Annotated in this window: 16 protein-coding genes and 2 rRNA genes; 9 read left to right on the top strand and 9 right to left on the bottom strand. The window is 39.2% G+C overall.

Translation table 11 applies throughout. The features are described from left to right. Positions 1 to 27: 27 nt before the first annotated feature. From EHQ59_RS02555 to EHQ59_RS02570, 4 genes are all read right to left on the bottom strand, one after another. Positions 28 to 324, bottom strand: coding sequence for a hypothetical protein (locus EHQ59_RS02555; RefSeq protein WP_015676730.1), 297 nt, complete (start codon positions 322 to 324; stop codon positions 28 to 30). Between the two features lie 25 nt (positions 325 to 349). Then, positions 350 to 1,972: an apolipoprotein N-acyltransferase gene (gene lnt, locus EHQ59_RS02560; protein WP_135617564.1), complete on the bottom strand. Its 1,623-nt coding sequence runs from the start codon at positions 1,970 to 1,972 to the stop codon at positions 350 to 352. Continuing rightward, complete coding sequence (locus EHQ59_RS02565) at positions 1,941 to 2,990, bottom strand: lipase secretion chaperone (RefSeq protein WP_135617565.1); 1,050 nt, start codon at positions 2,988 to 2,990, stop codon at positions 1,941 to 1,943. Before EHQ59_RS02565 ends, lnt begins: the two co-directional genes overlap by 32 nt. Positions 2,991 to 3,086: 96 nt before the next feature. Then, entirely contained in the window at positions 3,087 to 4,016 is a 930-nt protein-coding gene (locus EHQ59_RS02570; RefSeq protein ID WP_135617566.1) for an esterase/lipase family protein, read from the bottom strand. Between the two features lie 259 nt (positions 4,017 to 4,275). Here EHQ59_RS02570 and EHQ59_RS02575 point away from each other — a divergent pair, with 259 nt between their 5' ends. Together EHQ59_RS02575 and EHQ59_RS02580 are read left to right on the top strand one after the other, a co-directional pair. Next, positions 4,276 to 4,977 (top strand): TetR/AcrR family transcriptional regulator, encoded by a 702-nt coding sequence (locus EHQ59_RS02575; protein WP_135617567.1) that lies wholly within the window; start codon positions 4,276 to 4,278, stop codon positions 4,975 to 4,977. A gap of 156 nt (positions 4,978 to 5,133) precedes the next feature. Continuing rightward, entirely contained in the window at positions 5,134 to 6,696 is a 1,563-nt protein-coding gene (locus EHQ59_RS02580) for a TPM domain-containing protein (protein WP_244245340.1), read from the top strand. A gap of 55 nt (positions 6,697 to 6,751) precedes the next feature. Here the strand turns inward: EHQ59_RS02580 and EHQ59_RS02585 are convergent, their stop codons facing one another. After that, complete coding sequence (locus EHQ59_RS02585; protein WP_135617569.1) at positions 6,752 to 7,216, bottom strand: GNAT family N-acetyltransferase; 465 nt, start codon at positions 7,214 to 7,216, stop codon at positions 6,752 to 6,754. Continuing rightward, on the bottom strand, positions 7,217 to 8,617 hold the full coding sequence (locus tag EHQ59_RS02590; RefSeq protein ID WP_167481365.1) for a glycine--tRNA ligase: 1,401 nt from the start codon (positions 8,615 to 8,617) through the stop codon (positions 7,217 to 7,219). Between the two features lie 63 nt (positions 8,618 to 8,680). On the opposite strand from EHQ59_RS02590, the gene EHQ59_RS02595 reads away from it, so the two are divergent. From EHQ59_RS02595 to EHQ59_RS02605, 3 genes are read left to right on the top strand one after another with little or no spacing between them, the layout of a single operon-like run. After that, positions 8,681 to 10,489, top strand: coding sequence for an energy transducer TonB family protein (locus EHQ59_RS02595; protein ID WP_135617571.1), 1,809 nt, complete (start codon positions 8,681 to 8,683; stop codon positions 10,487 to 10,489). After that, a complete protein-coding gene (locus EHQ59_RS02600) occupies positions 10,486 to 11,256 on the top strand; it encodes a PrsW family glutamic-type intramembrane protease (RefSeq protein WP_135617572.1) in 771 nt (256 codons plus the stop codon). The genes EHQ59_RS02595 and EHQ59_RS02600 overlap by 4 nt, the downstream gene beginning before the upstream one ends. Further along, positions 11,253 to 11,675 (top strand): hypothetical protein, encoded by a 423-nt coding sequence (locus EHQ59_RS02605; protein ID WP_135617573.1) that lies wholly within the window; start codon positions 11,253 to 11,255, stop codon positions 11,673 to 11,675. The genes EHQ59_RS02600 and EHQ59_RS02605 overlap by 4 nt, the downstream gene beginning before the upstream one ends. A gap of 3 nt (positions 11,676 to 11,678) precedes the next feature. On the opposite strand, the gene EHQ59_RS02610 is transcribed toward EHQ59_RS02605, so the two are convergent. Continuing rightward, positions 11,679 to 12,143 carry a GyrI-like domain-containing protein gene (locus EHQ59_RS02610; protein ID WP_135617574.1) on the bottom strand — a complete coding sequence of 155 codons (465 nt, stop codon included), beginning with the start codon at positions 12,141 to 12,143 and terminating at the stop codon, positions 11,679 to 11,681. Between the two features lie 92 nt (positions 12,144 to 12,235). Between EHQ59_RS02610 and rrf (EHQ59_RS02615) the strand changes: the two genes are divergently transcribed. Both rrf (EHQ59_RS02615) and EHQ59_RS02620 read left to right on the top strand, forming a co-directional pair. Further along, a 5S ribosomal RNA gene (rrf, locus tag EHQ59_RS02615) occupies positions 12,236 to 12,352 on the top strand. Between the two features lie 666 nt (positions 12,353 to 13,018). Next, positions 13,019 to 13,765, top strand: coding sequence for a hypothetical protein (locus EHQ59_RS02620; RefSeq protein WP_244245341.1), 747 nt, complete (start codon positions 13,019 to 13,021; stop codon positions 13,763 to 13,765). A gap of 208 nt (positions 13,766 to 13,973) precedes the next feature. Here EHQ59_RS02620 and EHQ59_RS02625 read toward each other — a convergent pair whose 3' ends face one another. Together EHQ59_RS02625 and EHQ59_RS02630 are read right to left on the bottom strand one after the other, a co-directional pair. After that, the gene (locus EHQ59_RS02625) at positions 13,974 to 16,247 is read right to left on the bottom strand and encodes a TonB-dependent receptor family protein (protein WP_167481366.1); all 2,274 of its coding nucleotides are present in this window, start codon (positions 16,245 to 16,247) and stop codon (positions 13,974 to 13,976) included. A gap of 105 nt (positions 16,248 to 16,352) precedes the next feature. Then, entirely contained in the window at positions 16,353 to 16,538 is a 186-nt protein-coding gene (locus tag EHQ59_RS02630) for a hypothetical protein (RefSeq protein ID WP_135617576.1), read from the bottom strand. Between the two features lie 271 nt (positions 16,539 to 16,809). On the opposite strand from EHQ59_RS02630, the gene EHQ59_RS02635 reads away from it, so the two are divergent. Together EHQ59_RS02635 and rrf (EHQ59_RS02640) are read left to right on the top strand one after the other, a co-directional pair. After that, the gene (locus tag EHQ59_RS02635) at positions 16,810 to 17,757 is read left to right on the top strand and encodes a hypothetical protein (protein WP_135617577.1); all 948 of its coding nucleotides are present in this window, start codon (positions 16,810 to 16,812) and stop codon (positions 17,755 to 17,757) included. Between the two features lie 56 nt (positions 17,758 to 17,813). After that, a 5S ribosomal RNA gene (rrf, locus tag EHQ59_RS02640) occupies positions 17,814 to 17,930 on the top strand. Positions 17,931 to 18,272 lie beyond the last annotated feature (342 nt).

Below are 18,272 nucleotides of genomic sequence, written 5' to 3' on the forward strand. Positions count from 1 at the left end.
AAGGCAATGTTGTTCTCTAAAGGGTTGTTACTTCTTTTCGCCCACAGTCAACTCAGGGTCTGTGACTTTGATTTTGCTTTTAAAATCCCATTTGCGAAAGGGAGAGACAGCATCCAATCGTTCTTGTGTGACAAAGAATAATCTTTCTCCGTATTTCACAAGTCCACCTTTGTAGTATGCATATTTGGTTTTGTGGTCAACAGTTCCCACTTCGACAACCTTATTCCAATCTTCGCAAGTCTTTAATGATGGTACCTTTCTCAGATACAACTCCTTGATTGAGTTTTCTTTGACTGCATCGCGAAGTATTTTTTCCCATTCCATATTCGAATAGCCTTTCTATCCTATGCTAAATTTCAATTTCATTTTTCTTTTTATAGGAGTCCAAAGCTCTCGGACTCGTGAAAAATACAAAAAATAAGCTAAAAAGAGCCAATATCCTCCATGGATAGGGCCCAAATGCCAAATAGGGCGTTGTTCTTTCTTTGGACACGGACAAAACATCCAGGTATCCAATTGCTTTTTGGAAGATGGGAAGTTCTCCCATCATTTCTCTACCCCAAGGATCATAAGCTGTTGTCATTCCTTGGACTGCAACACGAATGTATGGCCTTCCTGATTCAATGGCACGTAATCTCCCGGCACCCGCGTGTTGTTTGGTTTCTGTAACACTTTCAAACCAAGAATCATTGGTGAGATTGATGAGGAGTTCCGAAGGGGAATGGTTGATCATGGATCTGACAAATTCTGGATACAAAACTTCATAACAAATGAGAGGAGTGAAAATTACCGATTCTCCTGATTTGGTAGGGAAGGATTGGGATAAAAAGGTTTCACTTGGGATGTGATGGCTTACCTCTGGGAATACGTTTCTAAGGATTGGGATTTGAGTTTCGAAAGGAAGGTATTCTCCAAAAGGTAAAAGTTTGTGTTTGTATCGCCTATCTGTCTGTAAGGTGATAGGTTGTAAGATACTAAACGAATTCCTTGAGCCACCATCCCAAACCAATTCATTAAAAAGTAAAGGGGCATTGGCCAATCGGACAAGTGTTTCGGTGATTTCCACAAAACTTTTGCTATACGTGGACTGCGGGCTAGGGGAAGGAAGTGTTCCTAAAAATGGAATAGAAGATTCAGGTAAAACGACTGCATCGATGGGTTTAGGTGCATTGGTGATGGCTTCTTGCGATAAATTATAGACGTCCTGCATGGTTTTTGTCATAAAACCAAAGTTTTCCTGGATTTCCTTTTTCGCATACGGTGTGTTTGGTTGGACTAAAACCAAATGAATGGATTTTTCTTCCGGGATGGATTCCGCTAAAAAATATAAGTTTGCAGAGAAAATAAAAAAGATCGGTGCCAAGTATAAAAACGATTGTTTCCACTGTGTCAGTTTTTGACTCACCATGAGGTAAAGTAAAGAAACAGAAATGATGGAAACGAAACCCAGAACTTCTGTGCCCAAACGTGCCATCTGACGCCAAAGGATTTGGTTTCGGAAGAGATCTCCCCAATACACAGGAAAAACCATAGGACAAAGCCAATCCGAAAGTAGGAAAAGAGAAGGGAAAATAAGGAGATAAAATTTAGTCTCTCCCACAAGTCGGTATTTGGTGATCAAATGGGCACCAACAAAAACCACCCCAATTTTATAAAATGAGAAACTCGCATAAATCAGAAAGAGAAGAGAGGTAATGAAGATTCCATGACCTGTGATGTTTTGGATCGCATTTCCCATCCAATAAAAGGAAGTGCAGGTCACAAAAAAGGAAAATAGAATGGTACAAAGAATCGAAACACCAAACTTTCCTTCCTTTCTAATTTCTTTTGTGATGAGTAATAGAAACAATATTGTTAAAAACCCTGCGGATGCAAAACCGAAGGGTTCTAAAGAAAGAGCAAACGAAATGGATGCAAATACAAGAAAAAGGAAGTGAGATTTAGTTCCCAGAATTTTTAAGTGTTTTCTCATATTCCAATCTACGTGTGTATTCTTCTGCGAGTTCTTTACTTCCTAATGTTTTGATACGAAGTTCCATTAATTTTTTTTCTAATTCGGAATCAGAGAGATTGGAATTGTTTTTCCGAAAGTTTTTTTCTTCCACTTCTAGTTTTGTTATTTTTTCTTCTTCTTCTTTGATCTCTTTTAAGACCTTTTCCATTCGTTCGTTGCCATCTTTTCCAAAATAACGAATCCGAACTTCACGTTCTTTGGATTCACGTTCTGTTCCGGAAAGTTTTGCGAGTTCGTTTTGGCGAAGGTCCATTTCCGTTTCAAATTGATCGTATTTTGGTTCTCGGCTGACAACTGCATTGTAATAGTTTCCAAAGGTTTTTTTCCGATAGTTTTCATACAAACGAATCCGTTCATCAGCCTTCAGGTTTTTGGTTTCATCTAAAAAATTCTTTCGGTTAAAACTAAAATCAGCAGTGGCTTCTTCTAATCCAAAAATCAGTTCCGCGTCTTCTTTGGAAAAATACTTCCTTCGGAGTTGTTTGATTTGTTCGTAACGTTCGGCATTGGTATATGATTTGGAACTTGGATCGAGTTGGACCATGGCCTCTTCATATTTCAAATAATCGGTTAAGAGATTTAAGAGTTTTTTTGCATCTTCCCCTGAATATTCATTTTGAATGAAAGCTTTGATGTATTCGTGGCACTGTTCTCTGGTGCTTCCTTCTGGGCATTGACGACGTAAGTTCCATAATTCTGATATTAGATTAAGCTCACCTGACTTTGCTTTGGCGATAATTTCCTCAAATTGTAAAAATTGTCCGTCGGGTGAAAAAATGGATTTTGCTGATTCTAAATAAAAGGGGTCCACAGAAAAACCATCACTTTGTGTACGAAAAAAAGATTCCGCTTTGTCATTGGGATTCTCCTCATTCGCAGAATTGAACTCATTTGTTTGAGTGAATTTGTACAAAAGGAAAAGGAAAAAAACAAATACGAGAGAGATACTTACGATACGAAGATTCTTTGCATTCATGGAGATTGTAGAGAAGTAAACGGTAAAAACTGGTTTCTGGAAACAAAAAAACCCAAGGCAAAGCCTTAGGTTTTTAAAAAAAACTTCAGAAGTAAACTATTGGTTCGCTTTCATATTGGAAGCCATGTTCATATAAAATCCTTCCACATCATACCAGAAACTTCCAGAACGAAGTGTGTTGGATACTTGTAAGTGATCCACACCTGTTGTGAGAATTCCATAAGAAGGACCACCTTTCCATGTTCCCCATTTTTGAGAAGAAAGTGGAACGAGTCCATCATTGGTGGCACCTTGGCCTTGGAAAAGTCCACCGGCAGCACAAGCAGGGTGTAAAATTCCCATAAGAGGGTGTTGGATCAAATCAGGAAGGGTGATATAAGATCCGTAAGAGTAGTATTTCACACCGGAACGGTTAGGTGTGTAGGAGTTAAACGACGAGAGACCTTCTTTGGTTAAAGAAGAAAGTGCAGCGAGTGCGTTTTGTTGGTTCGTTCCACCATACACAACCTTCACAAGAGTTTCTACGATACTTGCTACAAACGGTTGGATCCAACCAGGTAAAACGGTTTTAATGATATCAGCAATCGGTGATCCGTAATGTGGTGTGTTGAGTGTTGTGAGAGTTGCCACTCGGCTAGAAAGACCTAAGTTGGAAACCATATAACGGCTATCAAGTCCGCCTTGGGAGTGACCGAGGATGTGAAATTTTCCAGAGTAGTTCGTTGCTGCTGCGTATGTTAAAATTGCTGCTTTTAATTCCCCAGCCCGCACTTCGTTTGAGTTCGCTGCAGTTTTAGCAGGTGCATATACTGTGGCACCTTGGCTTCTGAGATAGTCATCCGTTCCACCCCAGTAGTTCACAATACTAATGATTCCACCTGTGTTTTCGCCCCAACCAAAAAGACCATGTGATAAGATAATTGGATAAGTTCCCGCAAGTGGTTTGGAAGAAGAACCAGAACTCGCAAGCACTGGGGTTGCCATAATGGCTGTGGCAAAAAAGGCCAAAAGACTTTTTCGAATCATAAATATTTCACCTCTGAATTTTCTAAGATAAAATTGTGGCAAATTGACTTATGTGAGGCAAGAAAATTTTTATATGACAAATAAAAAAATGGCAAAAATAGGAAATAATTGAACATGTTCAAAAAGATCAAAAGGGTGTTTCTAAAAGATCGAAAGGCATTCAAGACAGGTTGATGCCTTTCATCCTATTTTGAACGTGTTCAATTATTGAGTGATTTTAGGAATCCCTAAACCTTTTTATTTTGAAGGAAACAAACCAATGCCACAATCCATTCTGGGACTAACAAAACCAACTCTTGTCAAAGAGAGCTCCAAAAGAGAGATCACTAAACAAAAGATTTATCAGACGGCTCTGGTTCTCTTTCAAAAAGATGGATATGAAACGACAACCATGCGTAAGATTGCTAAGGAAGCAAAAGTTTCCTTAGGACTGACATACTATCATTTCCAATCCAAAGAAGAATTGGTTTTAGAATTTTATAAAAGTTCTCAGAAAGAATTATGTCGCCAGTCTGAATTGTTTTTCAAAACCACAAAGGACTTTAAAGCTCGTTACAAATTCATAGTCTTAACACAATTGGAACTTTTTTCTCATCATAAAAAGTTTTTGTTGGTTCTCGCAAGACAAGCTGGTGATCCAACTTATCCCTTATCTCCATTTAGTAAAGAGAGTCGAGGTTTACGAGAAGAAGCAGTTGGTATCATCAGGTTAGCCATGATCACATCGAATTCCAAACTCCGAGAAGACTTAAGTAAAGTATTACCTGACCTTTTGTGGATGCAACAGATGGGAATTTTGTTTTATTGGCTCACCGATCCTTCTAAATCCTTTCAGAATACAAAATTGATGATTCATGATTCACTCGATCTTACCTTCAAACTCATTAAATTATCCAATTTCCCTTTGTTTAAAAATGTAATGGGTCCGATCTTTCGGATGGTGAAACTCGTAAAAGCATAAAGATTATGAAAAAATCTTTGAAAAGTCTACTTGCCAAATGACAAAACTTTGTTAATGTTTTGCCCTATGCATTTGGATCTAAAATGGAATCGGCACTTTTTCAGTTTTCTTGTTCTCTTTCTTTATTTCAGTGTGACACAAGTCCAGGCAAAGGAAGTGAAACTCCTCACAACTCCCATCACGGATGAAGTTGGGATTTTAAGTACTGAACAAATTATAAAGTTGCAGGCCATCATTTCTGAGATCGAAACAAAAACCAGTGCCCAAGTGTTTTTGTACATCATCCAAAGTTTGGAAGGAGAAAGTATCGAATCCTATTCGATTCAAGTTGCAACACTTTCTAAAATCGGGCAAAAGGGTAAAGACAATGGTGTCCTTGTTTTACTTTCTGTGGGAGACAGGAAGGTCAGGATTGAAGTCGGATACGGATTAGAAGAAACATTAACAGACGTTTTGTGTAATCGAATCATCAAAAATATCATGATCCCTGAATTCAAAAAAGGAGATTTACCAAGTGGGATTCTCCTTGGGTATTCAGCCATTGAGTCGGTTTTATATGGAGCAGCTGATTCCAATCCTAATTTGAAAACGGATTACCCGGATGGAATTGGGTATGCCATTTCCAATGAAAATACAGTAAAAAACATAGCGATTGCAACGGGTGTGATTGTGGCAGCACTCATCGGATTTTTCCTTTTGACAGATGGGAAAAAGAAATACCAACGTAAAATTTGGTTAGAAGTTCTCTATGGTTGCGTAGTTTTTTTTGGACTTTTGTACTTCCTACCTGATGCCGTATTTTATTTTTTTTGTTTTGGCATTGTTGCATTAAATTTATACTTGTTGTACGGGCTTTGGGAATGGTTTTCCTATCCTCTCGCCATCCTTTCCCTTCTATTTTGGATCCCTTTTTTGCAATTTAGTTTTCATGCAGAATGGATTGTCCTTTTTTGGGTGATCGGAGTGATTGGTGGGATACTACTTGTCATTAAACTGGCATTAGATGACATTTTGATTGCGTCTTATAAAAAATTTGCAAAACGATTGGGACTTACTGGTAGTGAACTTTTTTTCCACTCCATCGCTTTTCTTAGTTTGTGGTTTAGCGTTCATTCTTTTCTAAATCAGGAAAGATTTTTTTACATTTTGTATTACCAAGGAATCATTCTGTTTACTCTTTATGGATTTTCCATTACGGTATTCCAAAAATATGCAATTCGTTATGGAATAACCTTCCTTCTTTGGTTAAGCTTAGTCGCAGGGATTTTCTTTTTTTGGCCAACGGGGGAGGATACGTCTCCCCAAATTGATTTCAGTATTCTTTTTAATTCCTTTCAGTGGTTTTTTTGTTTGGTGTTAGGTTATGTTTTGGCAAAATCCATCCAAGTGAAGTCCTGGAAAACAAGGGCGCTAAAGTATGGATTCATTTCTCTTGTGTGGACATTTGGATTTTCGATTGAAGGGATCTTAGGTTTGAAAGATTCCGTCAATTTTTCAATTTCTACCTTTGTTTTTTCCTATTTTGTGTTACTTCTCCTTCACTTCTTTTATACGATTTGGGAAGAGAGTGATGGTGGTTCTTATTCTTCCTATTCTTCAAGCTCTAGTTCTTCCTCGAGTTATAGCAGTTCTTCCAGTTCCTATAGTTCCCGTTCGAGTTCTAGCTCGGGTGGTGGAGGTGGTAGTTTTGGTGGGGGAGGGAGTTCAGGTAGTTGGTAAATGAGTTTTTAATTCGGGGTTTGACGTTTGATCTATAAATTTTATAGGATGTTTGTCACACACGTTTGCGGTAACGGATGTAAAACGGCTCAAAACTTGACTTGTTCCAAAATTGGATGGCTTCTTCGTTTTTGAGAATGGCTCGGAGTTCGATGGCAGGTATGTTTTTTTCCAAACACCAAATGTCTACATCCTTTAAGAGTGCAGACATATATCCATTTTTCTTTTTTCCGAGTTTCGTCACCGCAAGGTCGATGAAAAGACTTCGTTCTTCTTCGAGGTGAGGTTTTTCTTCGATTCGACCTATCACAAGTGAAACAAGTTCGTCTTCCAGAAAATACCCTCGCATGTACACTTTTCCTGTACCAATCAACTTAAAATAGATATCAGTGAATTTTGTGGCAGCGCGTGGACGGATGCGAAAGAGACCATCTAACTCGAATTCGTTTACCCTTCGGAAAAACTGATTTACGAGTTCGATGGTTTGGTTTCTGTCAGATTCTAGAAGATCTCGGATCAACTAAACCATTCTTTGGATGAGATATGACTTGAGTTCGGAAACAGCGATCCGTTCTTGTTTCATGGAATCTCTTTCCCGGATGGTTACGGTTCCATCGCTCATGGTATCATAGTCAACCGTGATGCAAAATGGAGTTCCGATTTCATCGTGGCGACGGTAACGTTTTCCAATCGCGCCACTTTCGTCATAATCGACATACCAATGGTTTCGGAGGTCGGCATAAATTTCTTTTGCTTTGGCATCGAGTCCATCTTTTTTCATCAGTGGAAAAATCGCCACTTTCATCGGACTCACTCGTTTCCCGAAACGTAAAACGGTACGAACGTCGTCTTTTTCCAATTTCTCTTCTTCATAAGCATCGCATAACACAGCTAAGAAGAGACGGTTGAGACCAAGTGCTGGTTCCACTACATACGGTAGGTATTTTTTTTTTTGGTCCAAATCATGATACTTCAAGTCTTCTGAAGAAAACTTCTCGTGTTGGGTAAGGTCATAATCAGTCCGGGAAGCAATCCCCCAAAGTTCTCCCCAACCAAACGGGTATTTGTATTCGATATCACTTGTGGAATCACTGTAAAACGATAGTTCTTTCTTCTCATGTTCTCTCACTCGTAGGTTTTCTTTTTTGAGTCCAACCACATTCACTAGCCAGTCCATGCAATAGTCCACCCAATACTTGAACCATTCCTTTTGTGTCCCAGGTTCGCAGAAAAATTCCATCTCCATCTGTTCGAACTCACGTGTCCGAAAGATAAATTGACGAGCCATGATTTCGTTCCGGAAAGACTTTCCAATTTGTGCAATTCCAAACGGAACTTTTTTACGAGCAATTTGTGTCACGTTTTTGAAATTGATAAAAATCCCTTGGGCCGTTTCTGGACGTAGGTAGATGTCTGTGGCACCTTCTTCGGAAGCACCATGGGAAGTTTTGAACATCAAATTGAATTGGCGAGCATCGGTAAAACTACCAACTGTCCCACAAGTAGGACATGCGTATGCTTTGTCTCGGATGGTGTTTGTTAACTCTTCCAAACTTTTCCCAGTGGCAGCACCTTCCCCTTCTTTATCTTCCAAAAATTTATCCACTCGCACTCGGGTTTTGCATTTTTTGCAATCCATCAGTGGGTCATTAAAATTAGAAATATGGCCTGAAGCTTCCCAAACACGAGGGTGGAGGAGGATGGAAGAATCGAGACCTAACACATCATCCCGGCGGTGGACGAAGTATTCCCACCAAAGTCGTTTTAAATTGTTCAAAACTTCAATTCCGTTGGGACCATAGTCAAATGTATTGGAGAGGCCTCCGTAAATTTCGGATCCTGGGAAAACAAAGCCTCTTCGTTTGGAGACTGCGACTATGGGTTTGAGCGACTGTTCTTCTTTCTCTTTCGGCTGTGCCATATCCGCCAAATTTTTTGTTTTCCATGAAAATTCAAAGTATTTTCCTTGAGATAAGACTAAAGAATGGATTCCGCAAACTCTCAATACCTCTCTCCCTGGGCAAAAAAATCCTTAACGTTTTTCCTTTGGCTCTCCCCGCTTTTCAGTTTGGGACCTTTTTTCGCGTTTGGGATTCTATTTGCGTTTCCGAAAGAATTTAGGCTTCGACTCCGGGCAGTTTCTGTCATCGCCATTTACATTCTCAATTGGATCCTCTTTTATCCCGTAGAGTTATTACACCGTTCCAGTATGGAATGGGAGGGCATCATCAATGCTTTTTTGGCACAAAATGGAATTCCCTTCCGTTTGAAGTTAGGATTTTTCCTTTTCTGTTTTTTTCTGCTTTTGGCCAACTTCCTACATAGCTCGCGAAGGAATCGCAAACGCGAAACAGTACGATTGGTTCGCATCCAAAACGAATTTCCGAATACCCAACTCCGAACGGAGATGCGGATACGAGATACCAAATTTGATACCGTTCTTTTGGTTCTTGTTTTAGCTCTTGTCATTCAGTTTGTATTTTTATACATTACAGAGAGTTTATACCCGCAAAAAAATCTTTCTCCTCTTGCACCTTTATATGATGTGCATCAATTTGTTTTTAATTATTCCATCTCAGTTTGTATTTTACTTTTTAGTTTCAATCGAAACAAAATTCCTTCTTTGATTGCTAAACCTTATCTTCGTTATATGGAAGGAATCCGAATTCGCGAAAGTTGGAAACATGCGGTGCAAACAGAAGGAAAATTTCCACTTCGATTGGAACTCATCATCAAAGAAAAAGCAAAGTTCCGAGATAAAATTTTACCAGGGTTTGGACATATCTATGTCTATGAATACTGGCGTGGGTTCCCAATTTTATTTTTAACTCTATTATTGTATTTATTTTCTGCGGTTTGGGTATTTTCTTATACAAGTCCCATTTTTGGATTTCAATTCCTCGCAGGATTTGGCCTAAAACCAGGAATTCCCGATAAAAACTTTTTTATCTCTTCACAAAACATTGCATATGCGGTTTTTTCTGTAGCAGCGCTCCTAGGTTTGTATTTTTATTCCTCATTTATTTTAGAGAAGTCCTTCAGTTTAGAAAATTTAGGAATTAAAAAAGACAAAGATGGTGAATCAGAACCATTTTTTAAACCAGGGTTACGAAAGGGATTTCGAAATGTGTTACCACTTTCACTTCTCTTTCATTTGGTGTTACTCTGTTTGGTTTTTCTCATCCCCATCAGTTTGCAACGTGGCAAAAAGAAAGAACAAACTTCTCAAAAAAATGATCACTTCCGACCTGAAAAAATGGAGTTTTATTTCATCGATCCCAATGTTCCCGATGATACGAAAGGGTTAAATGGGGGAGTGATCACAGGAAACGAAACAGAAAACAAAGAGAAGGGCGAAAAGATTTCCAATGAGAAAGTCGCGGACAATGGACCAGTCAAAGGTTATATTAAAAAAATTCGCGGTAAAAAAGTTCCCCCAACTTACTCGAATTATATCTCAGCAAAAATGCGAATCCCAGAAAGTTATATGGACTACTGGGCAAAAGCTCCGCATCCTTATTCGAGTGTCGTTGCGTATACGATCACACAAGATGGGGATGTGATCGATGTGGAACTTGTGGAAGCATCCGATTATCCTGACCAAGACTTACGAACGTTGCAACTGGTTGAAAGTTTAGGACCACTCATGCCACCACCTGGGACAAAAAGTGACATTCGTGTCACGGAACTCTTTTGGAATGGACCTATTGACCCTGAGTTTGTTCCCACTCCTTTACAAAAAGAAATGATCAACTTGTTTGACGGCCGTTATATGGAAGAAATACCAGAATGAAAGAAATGGGGATTTATGATTATTTGATAGGTGCGGCAACTGTTGTTCCTTGGGCCATTGTCATATGGAAAGCATACAAACCTAAAAAAGGTTGGCAGGAAGTCCTTGGGATCCTTCTTGCTTTAGTTTTTGGATGGCTCTCCACAGATTTAATTCTGAGACTACATCCAATTCTTTGGCCAGAGACAGATTTCTCTCCGAAAAAAAAGGTCAGTTTACTGACCCAAACAGCTCATTTGGCTTTCATCCAAGCAGGAATCACGGAAGAAACATTTAAGATTTTTTTCATTATGATTTTATCTTTTGTTTTTAGCTATGATCGCAAAACAAAACTGTTTTCACCGAGTGTTGTGTTATTTGGTGGGTTTGTGGCAATGGGATTTTCCTTCATTGAAAACACCCATTATATTTTCCGAGAAACCGATGAGAAAAAATTAAATCTCTTTATCGCAAGAACCATACACTCATCCAATATTCACTTACTCATCAATTTGTGTTTTTCTCTTTTCGTTTTAAAAAGTAATGAGAAACAGGAAACGAATTCTAAAGCTTTGATCATCTTCTTTGGATTTGTATTGGCAGTTTTACAACATGGTGTGGTTGATTTTTTACTCATTCCGGGTGCTACGATTGGACTTTGGATTTCAACTGCCATGTTTGTGGGCATTTGGGTTTGGGTTGTTGGAGACTGGCGAATCTATGTTGTGGAAAAGAAAAATGCCTCCAATCCAATTCTTTTCCATCCATCAGAGGTTGGTCCAGTTTGAAAAAGTGGATTTCCATCTTGGTTTTTCTTTTCCTTGGTTCTTTTTTTACGATCCAGACATACCAATCCAACCAAACAAAATCAACACCAAATAAGTGTTCCAATTTCCGCACGGGTATTTTTGACAACCGATGTGAATCCGGGCATAATTCACGTTTCAAACGCTATGCTACGTACCAAGTGCAAGAATACAATTCTCTCTTTATCAAAGAAAAAATTGTTTGGACTGGTCCTTGTTCCTATACTGTTACATTACTTGAAACAAATGATCCTGATATTTCTGATTTTATTGGGGACTATATCAAAGTGAAAATGGTGAATGTCGAGAAAAACAAATACAAAACCGTTGAAGAGGGAAGTTCCGGTAAAATTTCTTCTTGTGTCGAAACAAAAATTGGAGAAGTTCCAACTAACAACTAATCGTTAACGTGTCGATAAAAAGACTCGAATTCCCGCTTCCGAATATTCTTCCCAATCTGTCTGAAAGGTTCTAATTTTTGGAATCTCTGGATGATTCCAAATTTCTGCCCAAAATTTTGGCACCACTTCCTCTGGTGGTCCAGGTTGAATTGCAAAATAACGACCGTTTTGTGGTTTGATATGCGCGATTTCCATTCCTGGAAGGGGTTTTACATTTGCGTTTACCGCATAACCTAACAAGAAGTCGTAAGATCCATTCTCATCCGATTCATAGGATGAATATACGGCAAACAGTGGATCAAATTTCCTGAGAGACTCCATTTGTTTCGGGATGTCTTCTTTGTAAAATTTTGAATAAATGGCAGGAATTTTGACATCGGCTTCGCCAGGTGCATTCGATGTTCTGATGCGAAGACCCATAACCGAAAAACTATCTGTTTGTACCAGTGGTTCTGCCAATTCCGACATAAAGAAATCCTTTCAGTTTTCTAAAAAAAACGCAATCTTTTCTTCTGTAAAGGTTTGACTTTCCAGTCTTCTCTGTACACATGGTAATTACTCCTGGTGATTATGGAGAGAAGGCCATACCCGTTCCCATTCCGAACACGGAAGTCAAGCTTCTCATCGCCGATGGTACTATTGGGTTCGCTCAATGGGAGAGTAGGACGTTGCCGGGTTAGCACTCATAACGTATAAGAAAAAGCCAACCGAAAGGTTGGCTTTTTTTGTGTACAAAAGAAAATCCATTGAGCGAACCCAATAGTAAACACAAAAGATTGTTCGCGAAATGACAGACTTGCGACCCATAGGGAGCAAGGCTCGGACACTCGCCCGCGGAGCGTGCGTGCAAGCGAGTGGGGGTGGAAGTAGGACGTTGCCTTTGTTAGCACTCATAACGTATGATAGAGCGTTCACGAAAGTGAGCGCTTTTTTTATTTGTAGGGCTCTGTGTGAGCCGGCTACCGTCCGCGACTCGAAATAGCGGTCGCTGCCTCAAAATAAGAGCAAGGTGTCTTGCTCTTATTTTTCCGGCATTGTTGCCGGGTAGAATTGGAATGGAGTGTATAGTAATGATAAGCTGGCCTTTCGGTTGGCTTTTTTTATGTACGGTTTGGAATTTCAAATTTGAATCAAATCTGATTGGGATCTACTTGGGAATGTATAGAGGAATTTCACTTTTAAGGATCAGTGGAATTAGGACGTTGGCTTATGGTTCCCGTTTTTCGTAAGAAGGCATTTGTCTTTTTATTTTTTTCACATTCCTTTTTCCTTCTCTATCCTATGGAGAAGAAGCAAACCCACAATCAAATGAGGAGGTCCCTGGAAATCCACGGTATCGCTATTTGTCCATAAACCCAGGGATCACATTGGAAAAGGTTACTTTATCCATCCAAGGTAGAAACCGCGATGCGACGATGGTGCAGCAAGATGATCTTGGAAAAATTTCATGGTTACTCGATGTCAAATCGCCTGAGTATCAGTTTAATGAATATTTTGGTGTTAACTTGTTGTTACATACTTCGAATTTTTATTTGAATCGCCAATCGATTCCCAAAATCTTTTCCAATTCTCCTTCGGTAATTAATTCTTCAGATGAGGATTCTGGAAGTTCCGAACCGAATGATTCAGGAAAAAAAAATAGAAGAGTCATTGAAGACGTTTATACAAATGTCGAGGGTCGTTATTCCATGTTAGTGCCTATATTTTATTTGGGAAATCCTGATACGTTTCGATTTGGATTTGGTTTTGGACCTGCGCATGTAAAACTGAAAGGGAATGTTGATTTTAAAGATCCAGCTTCCAACTTACTTCTAATTTACTCTGGTCCAAGTCGAAATGATTTTCTAAATCATGTGAGTGCCTACCAATTTGCTTCAGGCAATATCAATCCAAATACAGATCCAACGCTTTCTTACCTCGTTGCTAATTTATCATCGGGAAATCATTTAGAATTAACAGCATACTACTTGGCAAGCCAAGGATTACTTCGACCAGATCTAGCAGCAGTTACAATATTTCAAAGTGGAAAATACAATGCATTGGAAGCCTTGGCCCCATCATCAAAGAAAATGGATACACATATGAATTGAGGACCTTCCACATTGCCGTTTATAAACCTATTGAATTTTAAAAACACATAGTTGTTCTAACCAACACAGGACAGAAAGTCCAAACACCAGCTTCGTTCCAACTAAGATATGTTATGGTTTTGAAATGCTGAATCAATTTTTAGGATCTGTGAAAAAAAGAAAACCCCAGAAGGATTTCACTTCTGGGGTTCAAGGGAGAATGATGCTATTAGAATACGGCGCTGAGTCCTATGAAATAGAAGATCCCTTCTCCAGGTAAAATTCCTGGACCAGGATAACCTCCCGCACGTCTTGTGAAATACATTTGATTGGTCATGTTGTTTACACCACCTCGGAGTGAAAAGTTTTCGTAAAAATTCCACACAAAGGTAAAGTCTCTCACAGTATAGGATGGAATGAGTCCAATTTGTCCATTGGCCGTGAATGGACCTGTATTGGCCGCATCTGCATAGGCTGCTCCCGTATAACTAATCAAATACGTGAAACTAAACACATTTTTGTAATGATACGTGATTCCATACCGATGGATTTGAGAAGGTGCATTTTCCACAAGTTTTCCGACACGGTAAAAATTTTGTGCACTTGCTGGGTTTGTTAATACACGTGGGTCTTCCCATCGAATATAACGAGCATTTACGTTTGCACTAGATGTGAAAAAACTAACGGAACCATAAGGTTGAGAATCAGTAAGTGCGACTAACGGATCTATTTCTAAGTAAGCTTCTGCTCCACGGTGAAGAGAATCACCCACATTTGTTTGGAAATTGGCTTGGCCCGGAAGAAGTCCTGGAAGTTGTCCGACACGATTGTTATAACGAAGTTCAAAGATACTCAAATCAAACTGCATCCACTGTCCAAATTTACCTCGGTATCCTGCATCTGCATTATAACCAGATTGGTCTTTTAAATTCGGATCAACTTCGTTTAAGGTTGCAGTAGGTGCAAATAACTCTGAATAGGTGACAGGTCGAAACGCTCTCGAGTAGTTCGCATATAAATTTGTAGTTTTTGTTGTTTGGTATTGAGCACCGAGTCCATAAAGAACTTGTTTTTGCACTCTTTCCAAAGGTTGGAGCATCCCACCAAAGGGTTTGGTAGCGCTTGGAATTGATTCATTGACACGGCCAGAAGCGGTCGAACGAATCCATTCATATCTTACCCCTGGTGTGATAGAAAGGGCATCTGTAATTCGAAATAAATTCTCTACAAAACCAGCGTAGTTTAGTGTTGAAAATTCTAAATCTGCAACTCTACAATTTCTAGAACCATCGTAACATAAGTTATTTAGATTAGTTTCTCTGAGATCAAATTTTGATCCAGTAGTTCCATTCGGATTACGGAAACGATCTGTATTCCCATTGAAATATCGGCCACCGAAAGATAATGTATGGGTCTTATCCAACAAATCATAGTTAAAGATTTGTCTAGCTTCCATTCCATAATTTCGATATGTATCGCGGTCAATTTGTCTTGGACTATATTCTAGAGTTCTTGCTAAGATAGGATCAGAAAGATTTGCAGCTGTGCTCACACCCACAGAATTTCTTTCCCCATAGAGACCAAACACTTTTACATTGGTGCGTGAAGTTGGACTTTGTTCATAGTCAATCACCATTGCAGGGATATTCCATGGTGCACTAAACCAGTTCCTTGTACGACCTGATTGTCTTGGATCCACACGAAATTGTTCGTCGGTAAGTCCACCTGCTTGTTGGCTTATGTAAGTGGATTTAGCCATCTCCAGTGAAATTTTTAATTTTTCGGAAACTTTATAAGATAAATTGAAAAATCCATTTTGAACATTGTATTGAGAATTTTCTCTCCAACCATCAGAACTTCGACCTTGGTAAAATACAAAATAACTCCAATCGCCAACGGTTCCACTGACAGAACTATATTGGTTCAGAGTATTATAGGAACCACCTGTGGTTTTCATTTCTACTTTGACGGGACGAGTAGGATCTGCTTTTTTCACAACATAATTGACCATCCCACCAAATTGTGGCCCATATTGTAAGGCACCGGCACCGCGAACGATTTCTACTTTTTCTAAGGCTTCTAAGGGAGGATTAAAATACGCTTCTGGGTATCCAAAGGAATCCGATGCAATATCATATCCATTCATTCTTGTGTTAAATTCCCAGTTTCGATTGGGTGATAAACCTCTTGCGCCGATCCCTGGTTGGATCCCACTGCCTTCATTTTCCCAAATTGTGATTCCTGGAACTTTAGAATATACCTGACGCGTGTTCCCCAAGGCTAAGTTTGCATTTGCCTTGTCTAAACGAATCACTTCGTTTTTCTTTCCCGAATAGATATTGGTTCCTTCTATATCTCCCAAAAACTCACGATCCGTTTCCTTTTTGGCTTTCACACGAATTGTTGGAGTTTCTTCCTTCGTTTGAGGTTCCGGTTTCGGTTCTTGGTTTTTTTCGACACCTTCGTCTTGAGAGAAAAGGAGAGTTGGGATGAGTAATGCCAAAAGGAAAAGCCGTATGCTTCTTTTTCCTTTAGACTGAGTTTTGTTCTCAATTTCATTTAGCATAAATCCATTCTTTTTTCGGAAGCTTCGCCATCTACTTTTTTTTCATTTGGGAACTAATTCTTTCGATGTAGGGTCTAAGACCGTTTTTCTAAATAGCGGAAGTGAGTAGCCACTCGGTTTTGTGATTTTGTTTTCCTCTTTTACAAAGCCATTTGTATCCCATATCCAAACATACAATGCATCAAAAGATGTATAGAGTGCAATCTTACCCGAAAGGTAACGAATCAATCGAAAACAAAGTTTGGAAATTCTGAATTCCGAATATTAAATTCTAATTTTTGATTTTGCCTATGGAAATGTTTGTACTAAGCAATGTTTCCCTTTTCCGTAAGCCCTCATTTTTTGGAATTTGATCAATTTGGTAGGAAAACCCTACATGCATCAGAGAAATCTCTATGGGTTTCCATATTTCCTAAATTCAAAAAGGAGATTTCGGATAAAAATTTCCTTGAGTGGGTATCCTATCATTTGTTATTGGATGGTAGAGGTAATTCAAGTAATGAAACGATATTTCGTTTTTCTTTTGGTCCTATTTGCTCTGTTAACAACTTCAACCTATGCTCAAGGGAAAGTAGAAGGGAATGCTCTTCGATTAAAAGGTGGTTTATTTTTAGGTAGTCTTAGAACCGATCTGGAAAAAAGAAATTTTTATACAGATATCGTAGGTTTAGAATACAACCAACCTTGGCAAAACAATAATTCTTCCAGCTTAATCAACGATTTGGGTTTTGATTATTTTAAAAGCATTAATGCTGGAATTTTATCGAATGTATTCCTTGGATTGCACGTCAATCGATTTGCTCGTGGATATGAATGGAATTCTTATTATGCAACTGGTCTTGGTATCAAAGAAGCAGATTACCGTTTGTATTACTCTGATATCAATTTAGGTGTCACTTTATCTCCAACTTCCAATTTTCGAATCCTTCCTAAATATGTCTTAAGAAGTTTAACCCAAACAGTGGAAGGAACCTACTTAGGGTTAGGTGCTCCAAGTTATTATGGGCAAGATTCCAAAAATACAACAGGAACTTCTGGACTCCTTGGAGTTGGTTTCGAATTTGATTTGAACGACAGAGCAACTCTCTTTGCAGACATTTTACTCTTTGGACCATTTTTACTTAATTCTTCCGGAATGTATAGTTCTGAACAATTTCGTATTTCGAATGGTGGGTTTGGTTATAATTACGCTAACGGCGGTTACACCTTTTACTCCGAAAAAATTAGTTTAGGTGCAAGTATCGTCGTTATGCCAAAACTCAGACTATTTCTGACTTTGGATCGCGAAAACATGATCGCTAAGTCACAAAGTCCTGTTGCCTTTAGCATCAGCGGCGACAATTTAGATCGTTTGGGAACTCTAATGGAATATGTTGCTGCAACAGCAGAACATAAAATTGAACTTTCGGGTCTCAAATTTGGAGCCACTTACGATTTAAATTTGTAACTTTTCTATAAAATGTACTTGCGAATCCGACGCGGTTAGAAGTAATGGTAATTACTCCTGGTGATTATGGAGAGAAGGCCATACCCGTTCCCATTCCGAACACGGAAGTCAAGCTTCTCATCGCCGATGGTACTATTGGGTTCGCTCAATGGGAGAGTAGGACGTTGCCGGGTTAGCACTCATAACGTATAAGAAAAAGCCAACCGAAAGGTTGGCTTTTTTTGTGTACAAAAGAAAATCCATTGAGCGAACCCAATAGTAAACACAAAAGATTGTTCGCGAAATGACAGACTTGCGACCCATAGGGAGCAAGGCTCGGACACTCGCCCGCGGAGCGGGCAAGCGAGTGGGGGTGGAAGTAGGACGTTGCCTTTGTTAGCACTCATAACGTATGATAGAGCGTTCACGAAAGTGAGCGCTTTTTTTGTTTGTAGGGCTCTGTGTGAGCCGGCTAACGTCCGCGACTCGGAGTACCGGTCGCTGCCTCAAAATAAGAGCAAGGTGTCTTGCTCTTA

This window comes from Leptospira kemamanensis (assembly GCF_004769665.1).
In the GTDB taxonomy this organism is placed as follows: Bacteria; Spirochaetota; Leptospiria; order Leptospirales; family Leptospiraceae; genus Leptospira_A; species Leptospira_A kemamanensis.